The organism is Streptomyces chartreusis NRRL 3882 (assembly GCF_900236475.1).
GTDB classification, from domain to species: domain Bacteria; phylum Actinomycetota; class Actinomycetes; order Streptomycetales; family Streptomycetaceae; genus Streptomyces; species Streptomyces chartreusis_D.
This window is the reverse complement of sequence record NZ_LT963352.1, coordinates 3,622,063-3,646,210: the sequence shown is the minus strand read 5'-3', so window position 1 is coordinate 3,646,210 and position 24,148 is coordinate 3,622,063. Positions and strand designations below refer to the sequence as shown.

At 68.6% G+C, this 24,148-nt stretch carries 27 protein-coding genes; 16 read left to right on the top strand and 11 right to left on the bottom strand.

The genetic code is table 11. The features are described 5' to 3' along the window. Positions 1 to 33: 33 nt before the first annotated feature. The 6 genes from SCNRRL3882_RS16245 to SCNRRL3882_RS16220 all read right to left on the bottom strand — a co-directional run bounded on the left by SCNRRL3882_RS16245 (position 34) and on the right by SCNRRL3882_RS16220 (position 6,206). Positions 34 to 999 (bottom strand): M48 family metalloprotease, encoded by a 966-nt coding sequence (locus SCNRRL3882_RS16245; protein ID WP_010036782.1) that lies wholly within the window; start codon positions 997 to 999, stop codon positions 34 to 36. A 38-nt stretch (positions 1,000 to 1,037) separates the two neighbouring features. Beyond that, complete coding sequence (locus SCNRRL3882_RS16240) at positions 1,038 to 1,544, bottom strand: Pycsar system effector family protein (protein WP_010036781.1); 507 nt, start codon at positions 1,542 to 1,544, stop codon at positions 1,038 to 1,040. Further along, on the bottom strand, positions 1,541 to 2,509 hold the full coding sequence (locus SCNRRL3882_RS16235) for a hypothetical protein (RefSeq protein WP_010036779.1): 969 nt from the start codon (positions 2,507 to 2,509) through the stop codon (positions 1,541 to 1,543). The genes SCNRRL3882_RS16240 and SCNRRL3882_RS16235 overlap by 4 nt, the downstream gene beginning before the upstream one ends. Before the next feature lie 19 nt (positions 2,510 to 2,528). Beyond that, positions 2,529 to 4,637 (bottom strand): hypothetical protein, encoded by a 2,109-nt coding sequence (locus SCNRRL3882_RS16230; protein ID WP_102514810.1) that lies wholly within the window; start codon positions 4,635 to 4,637, stop codon positions 2,529 to 2,531. Further along, positions 4,634 to 5,374, bottom strand: coding sequence for a hypothetical protein (locus SCNRRL3882_RS16225; protein ID WP_102514809.1), 741 nt, complete (start codon positions 5,372 to 5,374; stop codon positions 4,634 to 4,636). Before SCNRRL3882_RS16225 ends, SCNRRL3882_RS16230 begins: the two co-directional genes overlap by 4 nt. A gap of 133 nt (positions 5,375 to 5,507) precedes the next feature. Next, the gene (locus SCNRRL3882_RS16220) at positions 5,508 to 6,206 is read right to left on the bottom strand and encodes a Crp/Fnr family transcriptional regulator (RefSeq protein ID WP_010036770.1); all 699 of its coding nucleotides are present in this window, start codon (positions 6,204 to 6,206) and stop codon (positions 5,508 to 5,510) included. A 192-nt stretch (positions 6,207 to 6,398) separates the two neighbouring features. On the opposite strand from SCNRRL3882_RS16220, the gene SCNRRL3882_RS16215 reads away from it, so the two are divergent. From SCNRRL3882_RS16215 to tuf, 5 genes are all read left to right on the top strand, one after another. Then, positions 6,399 to 6,920: a DUF1707 and DUF4190 domain-containing protein gene (locus tag SCNRRL3882_RS16215; RefSeq protein ID WP_010036769.1), complete on the top strand. Its 522-nt coding sequence runs from the start codon at positions 6,399 to 6,401 to the stop codon at positions 6,918 to 6,920. 367 nt (positions 6,921 to 7,287) lie between these two features. Next, positions 7,288 to 7,659, top strand: coding sequence for a 30S ribosomal protein S12 (gene rpsL / locus SCNRRL3882_RS16210; protein ID WP_003948652.1), 372 nt, complete (start codon positions 7,288 to 7,290; stop codon positions 7,657 to 7,659). Between the two features lie 2 nt (positions 7,660 to 7,661). Then, positions 7,662 to 8,132, top strand: a complete 471-nt coding sequence (rpsG, locus tag SCNRRL3882_RS16205) for a 30S ribosomal protein S7 (RefSeq protein ID WP_003998848.1) — start codon at positions 7,662 to 7,664, stop codon at positions 8,130 to 8,132. A 39-nt stretch (positions 8,133 to 8,171) separates the two neighbouring features. Further along, on the top strand, positions 8,172 to 10,298 hold the full coding sequence (gene fusA / locus SCNRRL3882_RS16200) for an elongation factor G (protein ID WP_010036759.1): 2,127 nt from the start codon (positions 8,172 to 8,174) through the stop codon (positions 10,296 to 10,298). Positions 10,299 to 10,454: 156 nt separating this feature from the next. After that, positions 10,455 to 11,648, top strand: a complete 1,194-nt coding sequence (gene tuf, locus SCNRRL3882_RS16195; RefSeq protein ID WP_010036758.1) for an elongation factor Tu — start codon at positions 10,455 to 10,457, stop codon at positions 11,646 to 11,648. Between the two features lie 99 nt (positions 11,649 to 11,747). Here tuf and SCNRRL3882_RS16190 read toward each other — a convergent pair whose 3' ends face one another. The 3 genes from SCNRRL3882_RS16190 to SCNRRL3882_RS16180 form a co-directional block, all read right to left on the bottom strand. Beyond that, the gene (locus SCNRRL3882_RS16190; RefSeq protein ID WP_010036757.1) at positions 11,748 to 12,359 is read right to left on the bottom strand and encodes a Uma2 family endonuclease; all 612 of its coding nucleotides are present in this window, start codon (positions 12,357 to 12,359) and stop codon (positions 11,748 to 11,750) included. Between the two features lie 49 nt (positions 12,360 to 12,408). Beyond that, positions 12,409 to 13,263 (bottom strand): hypothetical protein, encoded by an 855-nt coding sequence (locus tag SCNRRL3882_RS16185; RefSeq protein ID WP_029180957.1) that lies wholly within the window; start codon positions 13,261 to 13,263, stop codon positions 12,409 to 12,411. 270 nt (positions 13,264 to 13,533) lie between these two features. Beyond that, the gene (locus SCNRRL3882_RS16180; RefSeq protein WP_010036754.1) at positions 13,534 to 13,944 is read right to left on the bottom strand and encodes an ATP-binding protein; all 411 of its coding nucleotides are present in this window, start codon (positions 13,942 to 13,944) and stop codon (positions 13,534 to 13,536) included. 152 nt (positions 13,945 to 14,096) lie between these two features. Here SCNRRL3882_RS16180 and SCNRRL3882_RS16175 point away from each other — a divergent pair, with 152 nt between their 5' ends. Both SCNRRL3882_RS16175 and SCNRRL3882_RS16170 read left to right on the top strand, forming a co-directional pair. Further along, the gene (locus SCNRRL3882_RS16175) at positions 14,097 to 14,975 is read left to right on the top strand and encodes a helix-turn-helix domain-containing protein (RefSeq protein WP_102514808.1); all 879 of its coding nucleotides are present in this window, start codon (positions 14,097 to 14,099) and stop codon (positions 14,973 to 14,975) included. Next, complete coding sequence (locus SCNRRL3882_RS16170; protein WP_010036749.1) at positions 14,972 to 15,172, top strand: DUF397 domain-containing protein; 201 nt, start codon at positions 14,972 to 14,974, stop codon at positions 15,170 to 15,172. The genes SCNRRL3882_RS16175 and SCNRRL3882_RS16170 overlap by 4 nt, the downstream gene beginning before the upstream one ends. A 6-nt stretch (positions 15,173 to 15,178) precedes the next feature. Here SCNRRL3882_RS16170 and SCNRRL3882_RS16165 read toward each other — a convergent pair whose 3' ends face one another. Continuing rightward, positions 15,179 to 15,691 (bottom strand): hypothetical protein, encoded by a 513-nt coding sequence (locus SCNRRL3882_RS16165; protein ID WP_029180956.1) that lies wholly within the window; start codon positions 15,689 to 15,691, stop codon positions 15,179 to 15,181. Between the two features lie 77 nt (positions 15,692 to 15,768). Further along, positions 15,769 to 17,145, bottom strand: a complete 1,377-nt coding sequence (locus SCNRRL3882_RS16160; protein ID WP_029180955.1) for a S41 family peptidase — start codon at positions 17,143 to 17,145, stop codon at positions 15,769 to 15,771. A gap of 146 nt (positions 17,146 to 17,291) precedes the next feature. Here SCNRRL3882_RS16160 and SCNRRL3882_RS16155 point away from each other — a divergent pair, with 146 nt between their 5' ends. The 9 genes from SCNRRL3882_RS16155 to rpsS all read left to right on the top strand — a co-directional run bounded on the left by SCNRRL3882_RS16155 (position 17,292) and on the right by rpsS (position 24,148). Beyond that, positions 17,292 to 18,677, top strand: a complete 1,386-nt coding sequence (locus tag SCNRRL3882_RS16155) for a DUF6531 domain-containing protein (protein ID WP_010036746.1) — start codon at positions 17,292 to 17,294, stop codon at positions 18,675 to 18,677. Positions 18,678 to 18,805: 128 nt separating this feature from the next. Beyond that, entirely contained in the window at positions 18,806 to 19,048 is a 243-nt protein-coding gene (locus SCNRRL3882_RS42600; protein ID WP_418952369.1) for a YwqJ-related putative deaminase, read from the top strand. Continuing rightward, a complete protein-coding gene (locus tag SCNRRL3882_RS16150; RefSeq protein WP_010036744.1) occupies positions 19,049 to 20,026 on the top strand; it encodes an SUKH-3 domain-containing protein in 978 nt (325 codons plus the stop codon). It abuts the gene before it with no gap. 900 nt (positions 20,027 to 20,926) lie between these two features. Continuing rightward, entirely contained in the window at positions 20,927 to 21,235 is a 309-nt protein-coding gene (gene rpsJ / locus SCNRRL3882_RS16145; RefSeq protein WP_003948644.1) for a 30S ribosomal protein S10, read from the top strand. A 17-nt stretch (positions 21,236 to 21,252) separates the two neighbouring features. Continuing rightward, positions 21,253 to 21,897 (top strand): 50S ribosomal protein L3, encoded by a 645-nt coding sequence (gene rplC, locus SCNRRL3882_RS16140; RefSeq protein WP_010036739.1) that lies wholly within the window; start codon positions 21,253 to 21,255, stop codon positions 21,895 to 21,897. 4 nt (positions 21,898 to 21,901) lie between these two features. Continuing rightward, positions 21,902 to 22,558, top strand: coding sequence for a 50S ribosomal protein L4 (gene rplD, locus SCNRRL3882_RS16135; protein ID WP_010036738.1), 657 nt, complete (start codon positions 21,902 to 21,904; stop codon positions 22,556 to 22,558). Further along, entirely contained in the window at positions 22,558 to 22,977 is a 420-nt protein-coding gene (rplW, locus tag SCNRRL3882_RS16130) for a 50S ribosomal protein L23 (protein ID WP_010036733.1), read from the top strand. The genes rplD and rplW overlap by 1 nt, the downstream gene beginning before the upstream one ends. Positions 22,978 to 23,017: 40 nt before the next feature. Then, entirely contained in the window at positions 23,018 to 23,854 is an 837-nt protein-coding gene (gene rplB / locus SCNRRL3882_RS16125) for a 50S ribosomal protein L2 (protein WP_010036731.1), read from the top strand. Positions 23,855 to 23,866: 12 nt separating this feature from the next. Then, positions 23,867 to 24,148: a 30S ribosomal protein S19 gene (gene rpsS / locus SCNRRL3882_RS16120; protein ID WP_010036728.1), complete on the top strand. Its 282-nt coding sequence runs from the start codon at positions 23,867 to 23,869 to the stop codon at positions 24,146 to 24,148.

Genomic DNA, 24,148 nt, shown 5'->3' with positions numbered 1-24,148 from the left:
GGTCATCCTTTGGGGTGACCGCCCTTTGGCGTGTCAGTGCTTGCTCTCCACATGGGCCTGTAAGTGATGGAGCCGGGTGTGGACATCGGGATGGGAGTCGAGCAGTCGCGCGATCATCCCTTCCTTCGTGAAGGCGGTCCCCGGGGCGGTGGCCGGGACGCGACGGGACTCCGCCCGGTCGCGCTCCTGATGCAGTACGGCCATCAGCTGTGGCGCGAAGCCGAGGCCTGCGGCATGCTCGTCGGCCCGGAGCTCTGAGCGCCGAGCGACGGCGGCCACCAGATACGGCGTGGCCAGCGGCAGGAAGATCAGCCCGTACGTGGCGGTCGCCAGTGCGACCACGGCCGCGCCGGACACGCCGATCACCACGGCGGCCGTACCTGTCGGGAGCCGGTCCAGCCGGGTGGCCAGCCGCAGCAGCAGACGCCAGGCGAGCCGGGCCGGCAGGGCGTACCAGAGGGACAGCAGCGAGGCCCACGCGTGTCCCCTCGTGTGGTGGCCCAGCTCGTGGGCGAGGACGCCGGCGAGCTGCCCGGGCGTCAGCGTCCGCAGCGAGTGACTGGTCACGCCGACGATGTGACCGGCCGCCGCCATGGCGTTGACCGCATCGCTCTCCTCGATCCACAGCTGATAGGCGTCTGCGTCCACTCCGGCCCGGGCGGTCACCTCACGCCAGACGGGACGCAGTCGCCCGTCCTCGTCCGGAGTGGGGTAGCGCAGTCGGAACAGCCACCTCGCCATGAGCCGCTCGCACGGCCGGTGGAAGACCAGTGCTCCGCTCAGGACCCAGCAGCCGAAGAGAAGCCACCACGGCAGACTGCTCATGGAAGCCAAGGCGTACGACAGGAGAAAGACAACGGCCAGGCTGGCCGCCACATGGGGAAGGTGCAGCGCCAGCGAGCCGAGGGCGGTGATGTCCGTCCAGCGCTGCCGGGCGGTGATGTGGACGCGGCCGGGGCGGTGGGGGAGGTCGTCGTGGTCCGGTGGGGACGTGGTCATGGGCCTTCCTTTCCGTGCGGGGCACGAAGCGGCGAGGGTCAGGTGAGGAACATCGATCCGGGGAACAGAACGGTCGCGCAGCCGAACGAGACCAGTCCGGTCCGGATCCAGAAGTGCTTGCGGGCGGCGATGCCGCTCGTCTCGGCGAGGGCGAGCACGACACCACGGACGGGGTCGCGGCCCGTCTCCGCGAGGGCCGAGGTGAGCCGGCCGGCTCGTGCGGCTCGTCGTACGTCGCCGAAGTAGGTGAGCGGGTGGCCGGGCGTCCAGTTGCTGCTTCGGTAGCGGGGCATGACGGCCAGCAGGAGGGCGAACAGTGCGATGACCAAGGACGCCGCCCCGGCCCACCACAGCAGGGCCGCAGGCGTGGACAGTTGAGCTGGACTGCACCCACTGTTGGTCAGCAGGGCGGCCAGCACGCCCGCCGAGATGCCGAGCGCGCCGACCAGAACGGTGGCCTTCGCGTCGGCGCGGGCGATTTCGCTGCGGAGATCGGCGAGCAACTGGACACCCGCGCGCATCTCCGGATCGTCCGGCGGGTTCATGTGGACTCCGCGTCGCGCTCGGGCGGGATGGACGGGTCCGTGGTCCGCAGGATGGCCTTCATCCGCTCGGCGATGAGCTTGTGGGGCTCATCGAGCTGGTAGCCCTCCAGCTGCTTGTTTTCCAAGGCCTGGTTGATCAGGCTCACCTGGGTGTCCAGCAGTCTGTTCTGGCCGGCCTGGAGGTGGTCCAGGACGAGCTGGGTCTCGTCGGGGTGCGCCGCCAGATGCACGGCAAGCGCGGCGGTGCCGCCCCTGGCCAGGGTGAGTTCGTAGAACCTGACCCGTTCGGCCCTGCGCTCGGCCTCGTACGACTCGCGGAGCAGGGCCGCGGCGTGCTCCGGTTTCGCGGCCTCCAGTTCGTGCCGGGCGGTGCGCAAGCGGGCCTGGTGGGAGCGCTCGGTGGCGTCGTGTCGCAGGCGTATGGAGCAGGTGACGTGCAGGCCTTGGGCCTGGCCGAGCCAGGTCGCGTCCCGAACGGCCTGCTGTACGGCCTGCTCTGCCTCGGCCCCGGCCTCGATGGGATGGCAGCGGCCGGCGGCCCGCATCAGCGGCAGCAGCTCACGTGTGAGCAGGCCGGGCACGTCCCGTTCCTGACTGCGGACGAACAACGCCGGGTGGGCGACCCGCCAGCCGATGTCGGCGGTGACCTCGAACTCGAAGCTGTCGACCAGGCTGGGCAGGGGCACGTTCAGCTGGAAGGCATGCGGGTCCGTATCCACCTCGTATACGGCGATGTAGCGCCGCACGGACGTGGGACGGTCGGGCGGTGGGAAGGTCTCGTACGCCCCCTTTCGTGTCACGCAGACCAAGGCGTGGTCGATGCGTCCGGTGAAACGCCGGCCGCCGAGGCGGAAGCGCGGGAGCTGCCAGACGGTGCGGACAGGATCGGCGTCGGTGTGAGGGGCGGCGGGGGGCTCGGGCTGCTGCTGGAACCAGTCCAGTTGCTCTTGCTCGGGTTGTTCCACGGTCGGCCTCCGATGCGGGTCAGTCGAGGGCGAGGTGCTTCAGCAGCCGATCTGCGGTCGGCGAGGAAGCTGTTTTGGATTCGCGGATCGCCCGGAGCAGATGGCTGATCCGCTGAAGGTTGGTGGGCGTGGCGACGAGGGCGCCGAGCAGTGCCTCGAGGGCCCGCTCGGACTCTGGATCGTCGTCGGCCCCGCGCACCCAGCCACGCAGCACGCCGAGGGCCTGCGGGTTGTGCGTCCGATCGGCGAGCAGCGCGTCCCAGAAATCGGCAAGGTGCCGGGCGGCCGTCGGGTCCTGGGCCGCCGCGGCCCGCGCGTACCAGTCGAGGACGGGCGGACGGTCGCTCTCGTCGTCCTTCGTCTGCTTGCAGGCCTGGAGGAAGGCGAGCAGGACGTGCGGACGGACCGCGCGGTCGGTGCGGAGGAGGTCGGTGAGGCTTGCCAGTACGGGGTCACGTACGGCGAGGAGCAGCAGTTCGAGGGCGTCGGCGAGCTGGCGGGCCTCCTCCGCCATCTCCACGTTCTCCCGGCCGCTCTCGGCTTCGGCGGACGGGGGCCGGTGCATGGCGTCCACGAGGGCCGTCAGCGTCTCCTTGTGGTGCATCGGTCCCAGGAGGCCGTAGGCGCGGATCGCCGTCCAGCGGCGGCTCTCGACGTCCCCGGTGCACCAGTCGTGCAGGATCCGAGAGACGGTCGGCACCTTCAGCAGTTGGGCCATGGTCAGGGCGTTGGCCGCGGTCAGCCAGGCATGCGGCTTACGGCCGTCGGCCCACGGCTCGATGAGGTGAGCCATGGCGGACGACAGATCGGCCGTGGCGAGCAGTGCCGCTGCCGACGCCGCGCGGGTCCGCACCAGCGGACGGCGGTCGTCGGCCAGCTTGCGGATCCACTCCGCGAAGGCCGGGCGGGCGGACGGGTGGAGGTTCCACACCTCCTCCAGCAGCATCGGAGCCGTCCGTTCATCCCGGAACCGGGCGCAGAACTTGCCCTCCAGGGGACCCCACTCGGTGACCTCCACGGTCACGTACCCATCGGCGTGCGCGAGCCGGAGCCGCTCCTGGCGGGAGCTGCCGAAGACGGGGATGGGCGGCGGCAGCCCGGGGTCCTGGATCTGGTGCAGGCGTACGAAGAGGCCGTCCGCGAGCTCGGCGGTCACTGCGTACGGCGCCTTGTCGAACACGGCGAGAGAGACGAGGAACGCCTTGTCGCGCAGCTCGGGTTTCTCCTCGGTGAGCCAGCGGGACACCCGGGTCGCCACTGTCGTCTCGCCGAAGGCGGCGAGCTTTGGCTCGTCGATCTCGCCGCGATGATGTGCGACGAGCTGTGATGCGAACTGCCTGATCTCGTCCGGCCGGTGGTGCCGGGCGAGGAACTCCTTCACCGCTGCCAGCCCGCACAGGTCCGGCCAGGCGGACTCACCGGTCGTGTGTGTGACGTGCGCGTGCAGCATTGCCTCGGCCGACGGCGGCTCCCACCGCACGGAGGGCACGTCGCCCAGCGCCGCCGAGGGCTCGACGGTGATCACCAGATGGGCTCGGGCGCGCTCCAACTGTTCGCGAAGAACCAGCAGTTGGGCCTCGCTCAGGGGACGGTTCCTGCTGACGGAGAGGTCGTACAGGATGTATCCGGCCGACATGTCCACCTGGTCGGGCAGCGCGGAGAGCGACGCTGGGGGGACGAGGGAGCGCATCCGGTCGACGCCCAGCCGGCGCAGCAGCATCAGCGCGGCGGAACGGCGGCCCGTCTCGCGCCCGCCGGACAGGATGACCAGCCTGTCGTTCCTCAGCCGTGCGAGCGCCTCGTCGAAGCTGTCGCAGCCCCGGAAGACGTCCGCCAGTTCGTCGATCTCCGACTGGGGGATCGGCCCGGACAGCGTGCGGGGTGTCTCGGCCCCGCCTCCCAAGTGGAAGTGCTGGTCGCCGTAGTGCGTGCCGCCCGTCTGGCCGAACTGGTCGCGGGTGACGAGGGTGGAGACGAAGTCCGGGCCGTGCGCGATCAGGTCCCGGCGCGCGGCCCACGCCTCCTGCCTCGGCTGTTCCTCGGCGGCCTCTTCCTGCTTCTTCTGCTCGCCGTCCTGCGCTTCCTCGGCCGGTTTTGCCGCGCCCGCTGCCGCTTCCTCCTGGCTCATCGGCGCTCGTCCCGGGCCCGGCCGGTGAAGTCGAAGTGCTGGTCGCCGTAGTGCGTGCCGCCCGCCTGACCGTACTGGTCGCCGCCGAAGTGGACCTCGTTGTGCTGGGGGGCTGCGTCCGGGCCCGAGACGGCGGCCCCGGCGGAGGCCCCGGGGGAGCCCGGCGCGCCAGGCTCCCCGTGCACCCACGCCACCGTAGGCCCCTCCTTCGTCCCCACGGTCACTCGATGGAACTCCTCCGGGCGAACGCCCAGCGGGCCGTGGCGTACCACTCCCTGGTAGACGCCTTCCGACACGCACAGCACGCAGTCGGATTCGCGCTGCTTCAGGGCGTCCCGCAGGGGGTCGGAGTCCAGGAGGCGGACCGCGTGATTCAGGTCTGAGCCGACCCAGCCGTCGAGTTCGTCGACGGCGACGTAGCCGGAGGAGAGGACGATGCGCAGGCGCATGCGGGCGCTGGTCGCGAGGAGGCGGTTCTTGTTGTGGAGGAGGGCGGGGGTCTCGGTCAGGAGGGTCTTGATCAGCGCCGGTACGGGGACCGCGGTGTCGATGAGCTCCATGACGGAGTCGCCGCGGTCGGCGCGCAGGCGGGCCGTCTCGTCGACGGCGGCGTCGAGCAGGGTCGCGTCGACGACGTCGTAGAGGACGCGACGCAGGAACGCCTGTTCCACGTCGTCGCGTGAGCCGTACTGCTCGATGTCGAAGAGGAGGATCGTGCGGTACACGGGGTCGGTCATGGCTGCCTCTCGCACGTCGGTGTCTGTCGCCCAGCACGATGGCGGGCCGAAGCCGAGCGTCAGAGGACCGATGACATGGAGGGAGTGTGACCGTGTGCACAGACCGAGGGCGGAGGATGTGCGTACGCCAGGCCTAGCTTTCGCCGGCGATGCGGCGCAGTACGTCGGGGCGGAGTACGACGATGCGGCGGCGCCGGGTGGCGACGACCTGCCGGTCCCGCAGCTCCTTGAGGAGCCGGGCCACCGCCTCGCGCGAGGAACCGACCGAGCCGGCGAACTCCTGCTGGCTGAGCCCGATGGTGAGTTCGATGCCCTCGTCCGTCCGGCTGCCGTGGGTGCGGAGCAGTTCGAGGAGCAGTACGGCCAGCCGCTCCCGGACGGTGAGCGCCGCCCACTCCAGCCGCCGGCGGTCGGTCGAGCGCTGCCGGTCCGTGGACAGGCTCAGCAGCTGTAATGCGACCGGAGGGTGGTCCGAGACGAAAACGGTGAAGCGGGCCTGGTCGATGACGACCGCCTCGACCGTCTCCAGAGCCGTCACGGTCGCCGAGCGGTGGCGGCCGCTCAGCGCCGCGCCCTCACCGATGATGTCGCCGGGACCGCGCAGGGCGAGCAGAGCCTCGTAGCCGTTGGCCGCGATCGCCGTGACCTTGGTCCAGCCGTGCAGCAACAGCAGGACGTGGGACGAGGGCTCGTCCTGGTGCAGGATGACGCCGCGGGCCGGATAGCGCAGGGGGCGGCCGATGGCGAGCAGGGCGGCGCGGTCCTCCTTCTCCAGTCGGGCCAGGAAGGGGACGCCGTCGTCGTCCCACGCTCGTGCCTGTCCCCCGGCCATCCCGCCGACCCCCACCTTCACCTGTGCCGATGCCTGTCGTGTACAGGCAGTCAACGTACTTGAGATGACCATGGGAGGAACGAGCGACAATCAGCCGCCTGGCCGGTGTTCGCACCCCTGCCGGACGCACCCGTGCCGGATGCGCCGCTTCGGCGCATCATGGAAGGACTCCGGCTCCCGGGGAGGTGCTCCGTGTCGCAGCCGCCCTATCCGTCCTGGCAACCCTGGCAGGGGTCCGGCGCCCCGTCGATGCTCGCCTCGCACGCCGATCGGGAGCGGGCCGTGGACGTGCTGAGAGCCGGGTACGGCGAGGGTCGGATGGAGCACGACGAGTTCGAGAGGCGGGTGGCGCGGGCGTACGCGGCGCGGACCGTGGGGGAGCTGACGATGCTCGTCGCCGATCTGCCGCAGGGGCCCCTGCCGCAGCCCGCCGGGGTCGTGCCCGTGCCGCGGACCTTCCCGCCCGTGCCGCGGCCGCAGACGAACGGCAAGGCGGTGGCGGCCGGCGTGTGCGGGCTGCTCTGCGTGCCGACCATGGGGCTGACCGGGATTCCGGCCGTGGTGCTGGGCCACGTGGCGAGGGCCGAGATCCGCAGCCGGGGGGAGCTGGGGGACGGGCTCGCGCTGACCGGTCTCGTGCTCGGATGGTTGTCCACGGCCGGCTGGGCACTCGTCCTGGTGTTGCTGACGGTGGTGTCCATCGCTGCCGGGTGACGCGCACGAAGCATGGGCAGACGCGGGCGGTACGGGCGGCTTGAAAGATGGGTAAATCGGACAGCCTGTCATCGAAATGAAGATCGAGAACGGCCGATGGGCTTGACATGTCCCGCATGGTGATGCGGGCGGCACCCATTTGTTTTGACCGCAGCGAATGCGATAGGTACGCTCAGACCTTGTGCCTGGGGTGTGCCCTGGCTCTCGTGCGTGCCATCACCCGCACAGCGAGCTGACACCGGCCACCGCAATCTGCGCTTAATTCTGCCTGGCGGCGGGAGTCCGCGGGATTCGACACACCCGACCGCGTGGGTCGGCGACGTTCCAGGTTAGCTTCACCATTCGGCACACAGAAACCGGAGAAGTAGTGCCTACGATCCAGCAGCTGGTCCGCAAGGGCCGGCAGGACAAGGTCGAGAAGAACAAGACGCCCGCACTCGAGGGTTCGCCCCAGCGTCGCGGCGTCTGCACGCGTGTGTTCACGACCACCCCGAAGAAGCCGAACTCGGCCCTGCGTAAGGTCGCGCGTGTGCGTCTGACCAGCGGGATCGAGGTCACCGCTTACATTCCGGGTGAGGGACACAACCTGCAGGAGCACTCCATCGTGCTCGTGCGCGGCGGCCGTGTGAAGGACCTGCCGGGTGTTCGCTACAAGATCATCCGCGGCTCGCTCGACACCCAGGGTGTCAAGAACCGCAAGCAGGCTCGCAGCCGTTACGGCGCCAAGAAGGAGAAGTAAGAATGCCTCGTAAGGGCCCCGCCCCGAAGCGCCCGGTCATCATCGACCCGGTCTACGGCTCTCCTCTGGTGACCTCCCTGATCAACAAGGTGCTGCTGAACGGCAAGCGCTCCACCGCCGAGCGCATCGTCTACGGCGCCATGGAGGGCCTGCGCGAGAAGACCGGCAACGACCCGGTCATCACGCTGAAGCGCGCTCTCGAGAACATCAAGCCGACCCTCGAGGTCAAGTCCCGCCGTGTCGGTGGTGCCACCTACCAGGTCCCGGTCGAGGTCAAGCCCGGCCGTGCCAACACCCTGGCGCTGCGCTGGCTCGTCGGTTACTCCCGCGCCCGTCGCGAGAAGACCATGACCGAGCGTCTGCTCAACGAGCTCCTCGATGCCAGCAACGGCCTGGGCGCCGCTGTGAAGAAGCGCGAGGACACGCACAAGATGGCCGAGTCCAACAAGGCCTTCGCGCACTACCGCTGGTAGTCGCAGACCCCATCGAGACCGAGAGAAGACTGAAGCCTTATGGCTACCACTTCGCTTGACCTGGCCAGGGTCCGCAACATCGGGATCATGGCCCACATCGACGCGGGCAAGACGACCACCACCGAGCGGATCCTGTTCTACACCGGCGTTTCGTACAAGATCGGTGAGGTCCACGACGGCGCTGCCACCATGGACTGGATGGAGCAGGAGCAGGAGCGTGGCATCACGATCACCTCTGCTGCCACCACCTGTCACTGGCCGCTCGAGGACAACGACTACACCATCAACATCATCGACACCCCGGGTCACGTCGACTTCACCGTCGAGGTGGAGCGCTCCCTGCGCGTGCTCGACGGTGCCGTGACGGTGTTCGACGGTGTCGCCGGCGTTGAGCCCCAGTCCGAGACCGTGTGGCGTCAGGCGGACCGCTACGGCGTTCCGCGTATCTGCTTCGTCAACAAGCTCGACCGCACCGGTGCCGAGTTCCACCGCTGCGTCGACATGATCAGCGACCGCCTGGGCGCGCAGCCGCTGGTCATGCAGCTGCCGATCGGTGCCGAGGCGGACTTCAAGGGCGTCATCGACCTCGTGACGATGAAGGCCCTGGTCTGGTCGGCCGAGGCGACCAAGGGCGAGATGTACGACACCGTCGACATCCCGGACACCCACATCGAGGCTGCCGAGGAGTACCGCGGCAAGCTGCTCGAGGCCGTCGCCGAGAACGACGACGAGCTGATGGAGCTGTACCTGGAGGGCACCGAGCCCACCGTGGAGCAGCTCTACGCCGCGATCCGTCGCATCACCATCGCGTCCGGCAAGGGCGGCGGCACCACCGTCACCCCCGTGTTCTGCGGTACCGCGTTCAAGAACAAGGGTGTTCAGCCCCTGCTCGACGCGGTCGTGCGCTACCTGCCCACCCCGCTCGACGTCGAGGCCATCGAGGGCCACGACGTCAAGGACCCGGAGCAGGTCATCGCGCGCAAGCCGTCGGACGACGAGCCCCTCGCCGCGCTCGCGTTCAAGATCATGAGCGACCCGCACCTCGGCAAGCTCACCTTCGTCCGCGTGTACTCCGGCCGCCTGCACTCCGGCACCGCCGTGCTGAACTCGGTCAAGGGCCGCAAGGAGCGCATCGGCAAGATCTACCGCATGCACGCCAACAAGCGTGAGGAGATCGAGTCGGTGGGCGCCGGCGACATCGTCGCCGTCATGGGCCTGAAGCAGACCACCACCGGTGAGACGCTGGCGGACGAGAAGAACCCGGTCATCCTGGAGTCCATGGACTTCCCGGCGCCGGTCATCGAGGTCGCCATCGAGCCCAAGTCGAAGGGCGACCAGGAGAAGCTCGGCGTCGCGATCCAGCGCCTGGCCGAGGAGGACCCCTCCTTCCAGGTGCACACCAACGAGGAGACCGGCCAGACCGTCATCGGCGGTATGGGCGAGCTTCACCTCGAGGTGCTCGTGGACCGCATGAAGCGCGAGTTCAAGGTCGAGGCCAACGTCGGCAAGCCGCAGGTCGCGTACCGCGAGACGATCCGCAAGGCCGTCGAGAAGGTCGAGTTCACCCACAAGAAGCAGACGGGTGGTACCGGCCAGTTCGCTCGCGTGATCATCGCGATCGAGCCGATCGAGGGCGGCGACGCCAGCTACGAGTTCATCAACAAGGTGACCGGTGGCCGTGTGCCGAAGGAGTACATCCCTTCGGTGGACGCCGGTGCGCAGGAGGCCATGCAGTTCGGCATCCTCGCCGGTTACGAGATGACCGGTGTCCGCGTGACGCTGCTCGACGGTGCCTACCACGAGGTCGACTCCTCCGAGCTCGCGTTCAAGATCGCCGGTTCGCAGGCCTTCAAGGAGGCCGCGCGCAAGGCCAGCCCCGTGCTGCTCGAGCCGATGATGGCCGTCGAGGTCACCACGCCCGAGGACTACATGGGTGAGGTCGTCGGCGACATCAACTCCCGCCGTGGTCAGATCCAGGCCATGGAGGAGCGGGCCGGTGCCCGCGTCGTGAAGGGCCTCGTGCCCCTTTCGGAGATGTTCGGCTACGTCGGCGACCTGCGCAGCAAGACGTCCGGCCGTGCCAGCTACTCCATGCAGTTCGACTCCTACGCCGAGGTTCCCCGGAACGTCGCCGAGGAGATCATCGCGAAGGCCAAGGGCGAGTAACGCACCGCGTCTACACGCCGTAGGCTTGACTCCGGAGCCTTGAGGGGCATTCCGCCGCAATCGTGGTGAGAATGCCCCGGGGCCCGGGCTTTCCAGCAAAGATCACCTGGCGCCGATGAGTAAGGCGTACCAGAACCACTCCACAGGAGGACCCCAGTGGCGAAGGCGAAGTTCGAGCGGACTAAGCCGCACGTCAACATCGGCACCATCGGTCACATCGACCACGGTAAGACGACCCTCACGGCCGCCATTACCAAGGTGCTGCACGACGCGTACCCGGACCTGAACGAGGCCTCGGCCTTCGACCAGATCGACAAGGCTCCTGAGGAGCGCCAGCGCGGTATCACCATCTCCATCGCGCACGTCGAGTACCAGACCGAGACGCGTCACTACGCCCACGTCGACTGCCCCGGTCACGCGGACTACATCAAGAACATGATCACGGGTGCGGCGCAGATGGACGGCGCCATCCTCGTGGTCGCCGCCACCGACGGCCCGATGCCGCAGACCAAGGAGCACGTGCTCCTGGCCCGCCAGGTCGGCGTTCCGTACATCGTCGTCGCCCTGAACAAGGCCGACATGGTGGACGACGAGGAGATCCTGGAGCTCGTCGAGCTCGAGGTCCGTGAGCTCCTCACCGAGTACGAGTTCCCGGGCGACGACGTTCCCGTCGTCAAGGTCTCCGCTCTGAAGGCGCTCGAGGGCGACAAGGAGTGGGGCAACTCCGTCCTCGAGCTCATGAACGCCGTCGACACCGCCATTCCGGAGCCGGAGCGCGACGTCGACAAGCCGTTCCTCATGCCGATCGAGGACGTCTTCACGATCACCGGTCGCGGTACGGTCGTCACCGGCCGTATCGAGCGCGGTGTCCTGAAGGTCAACGAGACCGTGGACATCATCGGCATCAAGCCGGAGAAGACCACCACCACGGTCACCGGCATCGAGATGTTCCGCAAGCTGCTCGACGAGGGCCAGGCCGGTGAGAACGTCGGTCTGCTCCTCCGTGGCATCAAGCGCGAGGACGTCGAGCGCGGCCAGGTCATCATCAAGCCGGGCTCGGTCACCCCGCACACCGAGTTCGAGGCGCAGGCCTACATCCTGTCCAAGGACGAGGGTGGCCGCCACACGCCGTTCTTCAACAACTACCGCCCGCAGTTCTACTTCCGTACGACGGACGTGACCGGCGTGGTGACCCTCCCCGAGGGCACCGAGATGGTCATGCCGGGTGACAACACCGAGATGAAGGTGGAGCTCATCCAGCCCGTCGCCATGGAAGAGGGCCTGAAGTTCGCCATCCGTGAGGGTGGCCGGACCGTGGGCGCCGGCCAGGTCACCAAGATCAACAAGTGAGTCTTCGGACTGGCTTGAGGGTCCACTGACCTGAGTGGCTCGGAGGGGCCCGCACGACTTCGGTCGTGCGGGCCCCTTTGCCGTGCCCGGGGTGCCGGATCACTCCTGTGGGGCGGCGCTGTCCCGGTACAGGGGCAGGCCGTCTGTCGCGATCGTCCAGTCGGCGATGGTCACGTCTTCGCCGTAGACGAAGTCTTTGCGGGTCGCGTAGCGCGGACCGTGCGGTGTGGGGTGGATGTCGGTGAGGACGGCGCCCGTGCCGGTGCGGGGGTCGAAGACGGCGTAGACGGGGATACCGATGAGGGGGTAGTCGCGCATCTTGGTGACCCAGTCGTTGTCCGGGTTGGAGCGGGAGACGACTTCGATGGCGGCGACGAGTGTGCGCGGGTCGAAGGAACCCGGGACGTCCATGTCCTCCAGGGCGATCACCATCACGTCGGGGCGGCGCATGATGCCCTCGGACTCGTCCTCCACATCGGGTTCGCCCGTGTGAGCCACGATCTCCTCCGGCATCACCTTTTCGAGGCGTCTCCGCAGGTGCAGGGTGGTCAGCTCGTGCGGACCCACGGGCGCCATCATGTCGTGGACGATTCCTTCCTTGCTGACCTCGAACTTGCCGGGCAGGGAGTCGTCCATGGACTGAACGAAGTCCCGCATGGCCCGATACCGGTGGGAGGCGCCCTGCTGCTCGTTCTCCGAGGCGGTGGTCATGGCGCTCGCTCCTCGTCTGTGCCCAGGGGCAAGGATCGTCGCTCTCATGCTAAGCGGCCTCCAGAAGACTTGATCGGCAATCGCGGCAGTGGCCGGGGGCCGGCGCGCGGAAGGCTCGGTCGCAGCCGTCGCAGGTCTGAAGCGGGTGCCGGGTGGCCGGCGGTGGCGCGGGTGTGCGGAACGGGGGCGGGGGCGGTAGTTGGGCTGTGAGGCGGTGGGCCAGGAGGGCGGCCGGGCGGCGCAGCGCCTCGGGTGGGAGGTCGCTGGTCAGGGCGTGGCGTACGGCGGTTGCGGAGACGTCGCGTTCGAGCCAGGCGGCGACACCGGGGGAGAGGTGGGCGACGTCGCGGGTGGAGAGGAGGAGGCGGCTGTCCTCGCGGTGGAGGCCTGCGAGGAGGTCCGTGGCCTGTTGGAGGAGGGCGGGTGCCGGGTAGGCCGGGTGCGGTACGGCCGGGAGGGGCTTGCTGCCGGGCGGCATCGTCCGCTTCCCCGGGGCCGGGCGAGGGGCGTCCGTACGGCTGTGACCTGGCTGGTTGCAGGAGATCGTGCGGGTGATGATCCGGCCGCCGGGGACGCGTTCGCGCACGCGCCGCAGATAGCCGTGGGCCTCCAGCTCGCGCAGGGCGGCGGCGATACGGGTCGTGCCCTCCGGGAAGCGGGCGGCGAGGGTCTTGATGTCGACTCGGGCGCCCGCTGGGAGTGACTGGATGTGCGTGCCGAGCCCGATCGCGAGCAGTGACAGCCCCGGGTGCTGGGCGAGGTGGTTGCCGATCACCGTGAGGCGGGCGGTGTGGCGGGTGTTGTCGTGAACCAGGCCGGCTCGGGGGTGCCGCCGGTTCGGGTGCTTCTTCTCGGTTACGGGGGTGTGGGCGTGCGAGGGCACGTTAGGGTTCTGCGTATCCATCAGGAAGTTGGAGCCTTCCTCGGTGGTCAGGCCCTCGCACTGGGATGCCAGTCCCGGCGAGGGCCGTCGCATGTCTGCGGTTGGTTGCGCTGAGCGTAGGGCAGGCAAGGGCTCCCGAATCCAGCTGAGTTGGCGATGTTCACTCGCGTGAGTGAGGCGGCGGCCTGGGCGGGAGGGGTGGGGTTTGGTGGGGTTCTTTCCTCCTCGTGGTCCTTGAGGGAGACCGCCTGCGGCACCGGGGCGCGAGGTGTTGGGTCCCGGTGCTTCGGGTCAGAGGGTGAGTTCGGCCCAGACGGTCTTGCGTGGTGGCAGGCCCGGGGTGACGCCCCAGCGGTCGGCGAGCGCGTCGACGAGGAGCAGGCCGCGTCCGGACTCGGACTCCGGGGTGGGGGGTTGGGGTGTCGGCAGCCGGTCGTCGAGGGTGTCCGTCACTTCGATGCGGAGGGTGTCGGCCACGACGTAGAGGAGCAGGCGGAAGTCGCGGCCGGGGACGCGGCCGTGGGTCGCCGCGTTGGTCGCCAGCTCCGCGACGATTTGCTCCGCCGGGTCCGACGGCAGCCCCCAGGAACGGAGTTGCTCGGTGGCCAGGAGGCGGGCGAGGCGAGCTCCGCGGGGAGTGGGGGACAGCTGAAGACTGAAGTTGCGGATGGGGGTGGCGAGTTCGGGGGATTTCTGCGTCACGTCACTCAGCGTGGTGGTCCGTGCTTACTGTGAACAGTGACTCAGCGGGTGCGTACGGTAACTGTCCGGAGCTTGTCCGGTGATGTCCAGGCTGTCGGGGCCGGGCGTACGGGTAGGGCGCTGGGCACGGTCGTACGACGGAAGGGTGCGGGATGACGGCGGTCGAGGCGGACGCGGGTCGGCTCAAGGGTGAGGCGGACGAGCCGGGTTGGGAGGTGGATCCGGACGACGAGTGGGGTGTCGCGGTCATCGCCACGGTGGGGCGGCAGCTGAAGCTGCGGCGGGAGGCGGTGGGGATGCGGGCCGCCGAGTTCGGGACGGCGGTCGGGTACGGCGAGGACATGGTCTACAAGATCGAGGGCGGGAAGCGGATTCCTCGGCAGGACTATCTGGTCAGGGCGGATGAGGTGTTGGGGGCGGGTGGGCTGATTGCGGCGACGTGGGAGGACGTGAAGAGGGTTCGGTATCCCAAGAGGGTGCGGGAGCTGGCCAAGCTGGAGGGGCTGGCTGTCGAGATCGGGGTGTATGAGTGCAACAGCGTCCATGGGCTGTTGCAGACGCCGGAGCACGCGCGTGCCTTGTTCGAGGCGGCCCAGCCCCCGTATTCACCGGACGATGTGGAACGGATGGTGGCCGCCCGAATGGCCCGGCAGGCGGTCTTCGAACGCGATCCGGCCCCGTCGGTGCACTACGTCCTGGAGGAGGCGGTGCTGCGCCGACGGGTCGGGGGCACAATGGTGTGGCGACAGCAGCTCGAACACCTGCTGGAGGTAGGGCGGTTGCGCAGCGTCACACTTCAGATCATGCCGACGAACACCGATGCTCACCCAGGGGTGGACGGCAAGATCGAGCTGCTGAAGTTCCCGGACGGTTCGGCGGTGGGGCGTTCCGATGGTGCGTTCAGCGGGCGGCCGACCACCGATCCGAAGCAGCTCCGCATCCTTGAGCTGCGGTATGGCACCATCCGAGCGCAGGCACTCCCACCGCGGGAGTCGCTGGTCTTCATCGAGCAAGTGCTGGGAGAAACATGATCCGCAACGCTTCTGCCGGGGACACCCCCGACCTGACTTGGTTCAAGAGCAGCTACAGCAGCGGCACGGACGGCAACTCCTGCGTCGAGATCGCGATAGTGCCCCGCACTGTGCACGTCCGGGACTCAAAGCAGGCCGCAGGCCCCCGGCTCGCGCTCGCGCCGGAGGCCTGGGCGGAGTTCGTGGCGTCCGTCTAGTGCCGCTCACCCGGTGGCCCGGACCCGGTGCCGCTGGGCGTACGACCAGGTCACCGCGGTCATCAGGGCCGGGATGGCGAACAGCGGGGCGAAAGTGAACGCCCAGACGGTCTGGGCCGTACCGCTCGACATGTACGTCTGGCTCTCGACGGTGAAAGCGACCACGAGTTGCCACAGCGCCACCAGAACCAGGACGCCCGAGACGGTCCAGGCCAGTGGGGTGAGGACCCTGGGGTGCAGTGGCCTCCACCGGTCGCTGACGAGCAGCAGGGGAAGCAGAGCGGCCAGCTCAGTGAGGACGGAGAGGCCGACGACGTATGCGATGCCCCAGCCCGGGATGTCGAAGACATCGCGCAGCACTTGGTCGCTGTAGCCCACGTAGACACCGGATGCCATGGCGATGCGCCACAGGCCGGACGGGACGGCGCACAGAGCGATGGCGTGGGCGGCGCGGCGAGCCCAGACGGGCGCAGGTGCGGAGGTGGGGAGAGGGGCGGTCGCTGTCGTCATGACGTACATGCTGGCCTCGGACATGGCGGCCACGCGTCGTCCGCTACGGCGGACCGTCTCCGCCGTGCGGATGAGGACGCACGGCACTAGCCGTCGTTCCGAAGGACACTCACCGCGCGGTCGAACGCCGAGTCCCGCTTCTTGGCGAACTCCTCCTTGGTGAAGACGGGTTCGGTCAGGTGGGGCGGGATGCCCGTGCCGTCGTAGGTGTGGCCGGAGCGGTTGAGGAACTCCTCGTTCGGGAGGATGGCGGCCATGCCGCCCGGCAGCTTGCGTTCCATGACGTCGGAGAAGACGCCCTGGGTGGGCTGACCGATGCGGATGGTGCCGCCAGGGCGGTTGATGAGGGCCTGGGTGAAGGTCTCGCCCGCGCTGATGGTGGAGCCTCCGGTCAGTACGGCGATGGGGCCGGTGTAGCGGGGCCCGTCGGCCGGGACGACCCGGATGGGCTCGGGGCGGGTGTGCCGGGCCGGGTCGGTGGGGTGGTTGCGGGCGCGCTTGGCGTAGGCGACGTAGGGCTTGTCCGTGAGGCGCTCGGCGATGTGGATGCCGAGGGCGTCGGAGCCGCCGCCGTTGATGCGCAGGTCGATGATCAGGCCTTTGAGGCGCTGGGTGCGGTCCTCGGTGAGGATCGTGTCCAGGGCCTTGTCGAGTTCGGCGAGGTGGGCGGCGTAGGGGGCGTCCTCGGGGAGGTAGCCGGCCATGCCGGAGATGCGGAGGTATCCCTGGTGGGCGCTGCCGGGCAGGTCGGCGTAGGTGATGCGGCCGTTGGCGAAGTCCTGGCGGTACGGGGCGCCCTTGAGGTCGCGTTCGCCGATGAACTTCTTGACCTTGGTGTCCATCGCCTCCGTGGGCAGTTCGGTGCCGGGACGGACCTGGGCGAAGACGCGGTCTCCGTCCTGGACGGCGACGTGGGCGTCGTAGAGGGGGCGGACCATGTCGCTGAGGAGGGCGAAGAGTTCCTCGCGGGTGGTGTCCTGGTCGACCTTCGGGCGGTAGCGGTCGCGGGTGGCCTGCCAGTCGATGCCCTTCGCGGCGAAGAAGGGGTAGTTCTCGGCGAAGGAGTGCCAGAAGACGTCGAAGGCGGTGCGGGGATCCTTGGGGGTGGGGCGGGTGCAGTCGGCGGGGAGGGCGTGGATCCGCCGCAGGGTGCGGTGGCCGACGGAGCTGTCCGCGCCGAGGGAGGCACGGTTCTTGTTCGGGCCGGGGCGGACGGTCAGGACGGTGCCGAAGGCGTTCGTGTACGTGCCCGGGCCGGTGCGCCGGGCGGTGTCGCCCTTGAGGCAGCTGACGGATGTCGTCTGGAACTCCTGGAAGGTGTCGCCGTCGAGGGAGAGGACGATGCCGTAGCCGTCCATGCGCCAGAGGCCATCGGTGCTCGACACGTGGGGGTTGGCGGCGGCGGGTGTTGCCGCAGCTGCGGCGAGGGTCAGAGTGAGGGCGGTGGCTGTGACGGTACGCATGATGGGTCCCCGTTTTCGTGGTCGTGGGGCACTACGGTGACCGGGGGAGCGGGGGACCGGCCATCCGGTGGGCTGGTGGACGGCGGTGGGGACAGCCCCCGACCGGTTCGGCACTGCCGGGCGGTAAGACTGGGAGTACGGAGTTCGTGAAGGGCCGTGAGGCGCGGGACAACCTCTCCTCGGCCCAGTCCCGTCTCACCTCGGCCGACTCGTGGATGACGCGGGCGACCAAGGAGGCGGACAAGTACAAGGACGACCCGACCGGCAGGAAGTCGGACGCGGACAAACCGGACGAGGCCAAGGTCCGCGCCGCCTCCCGGGATGTGCAGCACGCCAAGTCGGCCCAGTCGAAGGCCCAGTCGGACGTGTCCGACGCGCAGGACGCGCTGGCTGCGGCGAAGAAGATGGCCGAGGACGCGCGCAAGATGCGTGAGGAGGCGGCCTGGGAGGCGAAGTCGAAGATCGACGAGGCCTCGGACGCGGGTATCCAGAACCGGTCGTGGTGGGAGGAGGTCGGCGACTGGTTCACGGACAACTGGGACTCGATCGTCGCGGTCTGCAAGGTCGTCGTGACGGTCCTCGGGATCGTCGCGATGATCATCGGTGGTCCGATCCTGGGCGCGATCGTCCTGATCGCGGCGGCGGTCGTGCTCGCCGACACGCTCTACAAATACTCCAAGGGGCAGGCGTCCCTATGGGATGTCGGGTTCGCCGCGCTGGACTGCATACCCGGCATGAAGGGCCTGACCACGCTCGGCGGTCTCGCCAAGGGCATGAGGACCCTGGGCAAGGGCGGACTCAAAGCCATGGCGAAGGGGCTTGGGAAGCAGGGGCTCCGCAGAGAAGCCGATGACGCCGTAGCCAGCGCCAAGCCAGGTAAGGGACGGTGCCTGAACGGCGACCCGATCGACATGGTCTCCGGCGAGATGTACATGGCCGAGACCGATGTGGAGCTGCCTGGGTTGCTTCCCTTGGCCCTGCGGCGTACCCACCTGTCGTCCTACCGGGCTGGGCGTTCCTTCGGCCCGTCCTGGGCTTCGACCTTCGACGAACGTCTGGAGCTGGACGACCAAGGCGCCGCTTATGCCACTGAGGACGGGATGATCCTCCTCTATCCGGTCCCCCAGCCCGGCGCTTCGGTGATGCCGCAGGAAGGGCCACGTCGGCCGATGCACTGGGACGGCGACCCCGGGGCGCCGATCAGCATCACGGATCCGCTCACCGCAGTCACCCGTCACTTCGCTGCCCCGCAGCGACCGGCTCCGAACGACGAGGCGTTCTCTCTCTTCCTCGTCGCCCTGACCGACCGCAATGGCTATCGAATCGACATCGACCGCAGCGCCGACGGCACGCCGGTCGCCGTGCGGGACTCCGGAGGCCGACACGTTCACGTGGACACGGAGAACGGGCGAGTCACCGCTCTGCGGCTGCGCGATCTGGAGGCGACTCCCAGAGCACGCTGCTCAGGCGCTTCGACTACAGCCCCGAAGGCGATCTTACCGAGATCCGTGACTCAAGCGGTCTCCCTCTGAAGCTCACGTACGACGACCACTCCCGCATCACCTCATGGACGGATCGCAACGGCTACTGGTACCGCTTCACTTACGACGACCAGGACCGTTGCGTCGCCGGTGAGGGCACCGACGGCCTCCTGCCCGATGTGCAGGCTGCTTATGATCGGGTCCCGGACCACATCAGGGAACAGGTCGGTGGTGCGCACTCGAAGTGCGGCGAGGCAGAGGCCCTGTCGCACGCCATGAGGGCGGGGGTCGACCCCCGAGGCGGGGTGATGGCGGCAGTGGAGGTACGCGCGCCGGGCAATCCGGTTCACGGCCAACCCAAACCGGCCTGCCCGTCCTGCCGGCATGTTCTCGAAGAACTAGGCGTTCGGACGGTGTTGTAAGTGAGCGACGGCTACACGCGGGACTGGTCCCCGCAGACTGAAGACGTACTACGCCGCGCGGGCTGGCGCCCCGGGCGCTCGGTGCCGACCGTCACCTGGGAGTCGGTCCTGAACGAGCGCGGGGCCTTCGTGGCCCACGACGCCGCACGCCGGTTTCTCTCCGAATTCGGCGGGCTGGTGACCTACGGCTGGCCTGCAGATTCGATCACCCGTTCGTCCGCCATCCGGTTCGATCCCCTCCGCGCCCAGTGGCAGGACGAACAGTTCGCGAGGGCCGGCCGGGAAGCGGGAGCGCTCCTCTACCCCGTGGGCACGGCGGACGAGGGCGCCAGCTTCCTGGGCATCACCGAGGCCGGAGCCCTTCACCTCGTGAGGGGGGACCGTGTGGAACTGCTTGCCCCGACCACTGACCGGGCGCTGGCCCGCCTGGTCGAGGCGCAGGGGGCCCGGTCTGCCCTCTGGACGCCCGGCGTTCCAGCCGCCGAGCACCCCTTCTGGAGGCGACTTCACACCGTGGAGACCGGCCCGGACGCCGGACCGCGCTGGTCCGAGGAGACGGACCGGGTGCTGCGGGCCGGCGGCTGGTTCCCGGGCCGATCGGTTCCCACGGAGACCTGGGAGAGCATCCTTCTGCAGACCGGCGAGTTCGAGATCCACGACGCGGCACGGCGCTTTCTGTCCGAGTTCGGCGCCGTTGGGGTGTCCTACCGCGAGCCGTGGGACTCGATGCCATGGATGGAGTTCTCGCTGGATCCGCTGCTTGCGTTGTGGGACGCGGAAATCATCGACGACCTCGCCGAGCAGGCGGGCGTCGACCTGTACCCGATCGGCATGCGCGACCGCGGGAACCAGCACGTGGCCATGGCAGAGGACGGCTCGGTCTACGCCGGCATGGACAGCGTCTGGCTGCTGGCCCCCTCACCCGATGAAGCCTTGCAGAAGCTCACTAGCAGGATCCAGCCGACGGCTTCCTATTGATCGGCGGCTGGTAGGAGAGGGCGGGAGAGCGGCGTGCGCGACCTCACGGACCGACATCGGGTTGGGGAAGTGATAGTGCGCTGCGCCACAGGCTCCCCACACCAGCGCGAGGAAGTCCCATGGATCTCACCGGATACTCGACCGACTCCGTCGTGGACGTGTCGTTCCCCGAGGGCATGCGCCGTTTCGTGCGGCTCGGGCAGCAGCGTTGGCCAGGGATGTTCCTGTACGGGGAACCGCTCCCGCCCCGGCGTCCCGGCCGACTGGCGGTTGCCCGAACCGGAGGACGACGGCCTCTCGGGCATCGTCACGTTCAGCTCCGGCCAGGAGATGGAGGATTTCTGGGAGGAGCACGGCTACGCCCTCGACACCCCGAGTACTACGCGGTCAGCGTCGTCACCCCCAAGGATCCGGACGCTGATCCGTTCTCCAGGAGTGTCGTGAACGACTTTCTGGCGTCCTTCGGCGCACCCACGGCCGCCCCGGTTTGACCTACGTCACCCCCGGGGTATTCTCTCCGGCTCGATTGGCGTCCCCCATGCCCTGTATGGCAGACTGTCCGAGTTGCTCGGTCGAGTGTTGATGCTGCGCGCCTCCCGCCGGGGGGACCGGAAGCGAGTCCCACAGTACTCGTCGTCCTAACTGCCACACGGCAGCGCTGGGACGGAAGTACGGGAATCTTTCGGGAAGCGTTAGTGCGGCACCGGCCAGGCACCCGGTGGGCCTTCCGCCCCCGGCTCGCGGTTCCGGAAGGGCCGTGTGCAATCCCGCAGGGATGTTCGAACAAGGGACATCTGTGTCAGCGGGAGCGCGACACGCCCGACCGCGTGGGTCGGAGAACGAAGAGTAGGGAACCACCGGGTTCCAGAGCGTTACGAGAGACAGGACTACTGAGTAGCCATGGCGGGACAGAAGATCCGCATCCGGCTCAAGGCCTACGACCACGAGGTCATCGACAGCTCGGCGAAGAAGATCGTCGAGACGGTGACTCGCACTGGTGCGTCGGTCGCGGGCCCGGTGCCGCTGCCCACTGAGAAGAACGTGTACTGCGTCATCAAGTCGCCGCACAAGTACAAGGACTCGCGCGAGCACTTCGAGATGCGCACGCACAAGCGCCTGATCGACATCCTCGACCCCACCCCCAAGACCGTTGACTCTCTGATGCGACTCGACCTCCCGGCCGGTGTCGACATCGAGATCAAGCTCTGAGGCCGGTGATCTGAGAGATGGCTAAGCAGATCAAGGGCATCCTGGGCGAGAAGCTCGGCATGACGCAGGTGTGGGACGCGAACAACCGCGTCGTCCCGGTCACCGTCGTCAAGGCCGGCCCCAACGTCGTCACCCAGGTCCGTACGAACGATGTCGACGGCTACGAGTCCGTCCAGATCGCTTTCGGCGAGATCGACCCGCGCAAGGTGAACAAGCCCCTCAAGGGCCACTTCGCCAAGGCCGACGTCACCCCCCGTCGCCACCTCGTCGAGATCCGCACCGCGGACGCCTCCGAGTACACGCTGGGCCAGGAGATCACCGCTGAGGTGTTCGAGGCCGGCGTGAAGGTCGACGTGACCGGCAAGAGCAAGGGCAAGGGCTTCGCCGGTGTCATGAAGCGCCACAACTTCCGTGGCCTCGGCGCCGGACACGGCACCCAGCGCAAGCACCGCTCTCCCGGTTCCATCGGTGGCTGCGCCACCCCGGGCCGTGTGTTCAAGGGCCTCCGCATGGCGGGTCGCATGGGCAACGAGCGGGTCACCACCCAGAACCTGACCGTCCACGCCGTTGACGCGGAGAAGGGTCTGCTGCTCATCAAGGGCGCGGTTCCCGGTCCGAACGGCGGCCTCGTCCTGGTCCGCACCGCGGCCAAGGGGGCCTGAGGTAATGAGCACTGTTGACATCCTTTCGCCGGCGGGCGACAAGGCCGGTTCCGTCGAGCTCCCCGCGGAGATCTTCGACGTCGAGAAGGTCAGCATTCCGCTGATCCACCAGGTCGTCGTCGCGCAGCTGGCCGCTGCCCGTCAGGGCACGCACAAGACCAAGACCCGTGGCGAGGTCCGCGGCGGTGGCAAGAAGCCGTACCGCCAGAAGGGCACCGGTCGCGCCCGTCAGGGTTCGACCCGCGCGCCGCAGTTCGCCGGTGGTGGCGTCGTGCACGGTCCCGTGCCGCGTGACTACTCGCAGCGGACGCCCAAGAAGATGAAGGCTGCCGCGCTGCGTCACGCCCTCACCGACCGGGCCCGTCACAACCGCATCCACGTCGTCTCCGGCGTGGTCGAGGGCGAGACCCCCTCCACCAAGGCCGCCAAGAGCCTGTTCGGCAAGATCAGCGAGCGGAAGAACCTGCTCCTGGTCGTCGACCGCTCCGACGAGGCCGCGTGGCTGTCCGCCCGCAACCTGCCCCAGGTCCACATCCTGGAGCCGGGCCAGCTGAACACGTACGACGTTCTCGTCTCGGACGACGTGGTCTTCACCAAGGCTGCCTTCGAGTCCTTCGTGTCCGGCCCGAAGGCCAATGACACCGAAGGGAGCGAGGTCTGATGGCTATCCGTCACCCCGCAATCGCCTCCAAGGCGGCGAAGAAGGCCAAGGCCGCTCGCGTCGCCAAGGCGCGCCGCCACGCCGCCGAGGGCAAGAACACGGTCGAGACCCCGCTGAGCAAGTCCTTCACGGACCCCCGTGACGTGCTGCTCAAGCCGGTCGTCTCGGAGAAGAGCTACGCGCTCCTCGACGAGGGCAAGTACACGTTCATCGTCGACCCGAGCGCCAACAAGACCCAGATCAAGCAGGCCGTCCAGGCGGTCTTCTCGGTCAAGGTCACCGGGGTCAACACGATCAACCGCCAGGGCAAGCGCAAGCGGACCCGCACCGGCTTCGGCCAGCGTGCGTCCACCAAGCGCGCGATCGTGACCCTCGCCGAGGGCGACCGTATCGACATCTTCGGCGGTCCGACCGCCTGAGGGCGGTCCGGATCGTCCGATATCGGACGAGGACTGAGAAATGGGAATCCGCAAGTACAAGCCGACTACGCCGGGCCGTCGCGGCTCCAGCGTCGCCGACTTCGTCGAGGTCACGCGGTCCACGCCGGAGAAGTCGTTGGTCCGCCCCCTGCACAGCAAGGGTGGCCGTAACAACTCCGGTCGTGTGACCGTCCGCCACCAGGGTGGTGGCCACAAGCGCGCCTACCGCGTGATCGACTTCCGTCGTCACGACAAGGACGGCGTGCCGGCGAAGGTCGCGCACATCGAGTACGACCCCAACCGCACCGCGCGCATCGCGCTGCTGCACTACGCGGACGGCGAGAAGCGCTACATCCTCGCGCCGCGTGGCCTGTCGCAGGGCGACCGCGTCGAGAACGGTCCCGGGGCCGACATCAAGCCGGGCAACAACCTGGCCCTGCGCAACATCCCGGTCGGTACCACGCTGCACGCCATCGAGCTGCGTCCGGGCGGTGGCGCGAAGTTCGCCCGCTCCGCCGGCGCCTCGGTGCAGCTGCTCGCGAAGGAGGGCTCCATGGCCCACCTCCGCATGCCGTCCGGTGAGATCCGCCTGGTCGACGTCCGCTGCCGCGCCACTGTCGGCGAGGTCGGCAACGCCGAGCAGAGCAACATCAACTGGGGCAAGGCCGGTCGCAAGCGCTGGCTGGGCGTCCGCCCGACCGTGCGTGGTGTGGTCATGAACCCGGTTGACCACCCGCACGGTGGTGGTGAGGGCCGTACCTCCGGTGGTCGCCACCCGGTGTCCCCGTGGGGCAAGAAGGAAGGCCGTACTCGTTCGCCCAAGAAGGCGTCGAACAAGTACATCGTCCGCCGCCGCAAGACGAACAAGAAGCGCTAGGAGCGGGTTTAGATGCCGCGCAGTCTCAAGAAGGGGCCCTTCGTCGACGACCACCTGATCAAGAAGGTGGACGCCCAGAACGAAGCCGGCACCAAGAACGTCATCAAGACCTGGTCCCGCCGCTCGATGATCGTCCCGGCCATGCTCGGCCACACGATCGCGGTGCACAACGGCAAGACCCACATTCCGGTGTTTGTCACCGAGTCGATGGTCGGCCACAAGCTCGGCGAGTTCTCGCCGACGCGCACCTTCCGGGGTCACGTCAAGGACGACCGGAAGTCGAAGCGCCGCTAA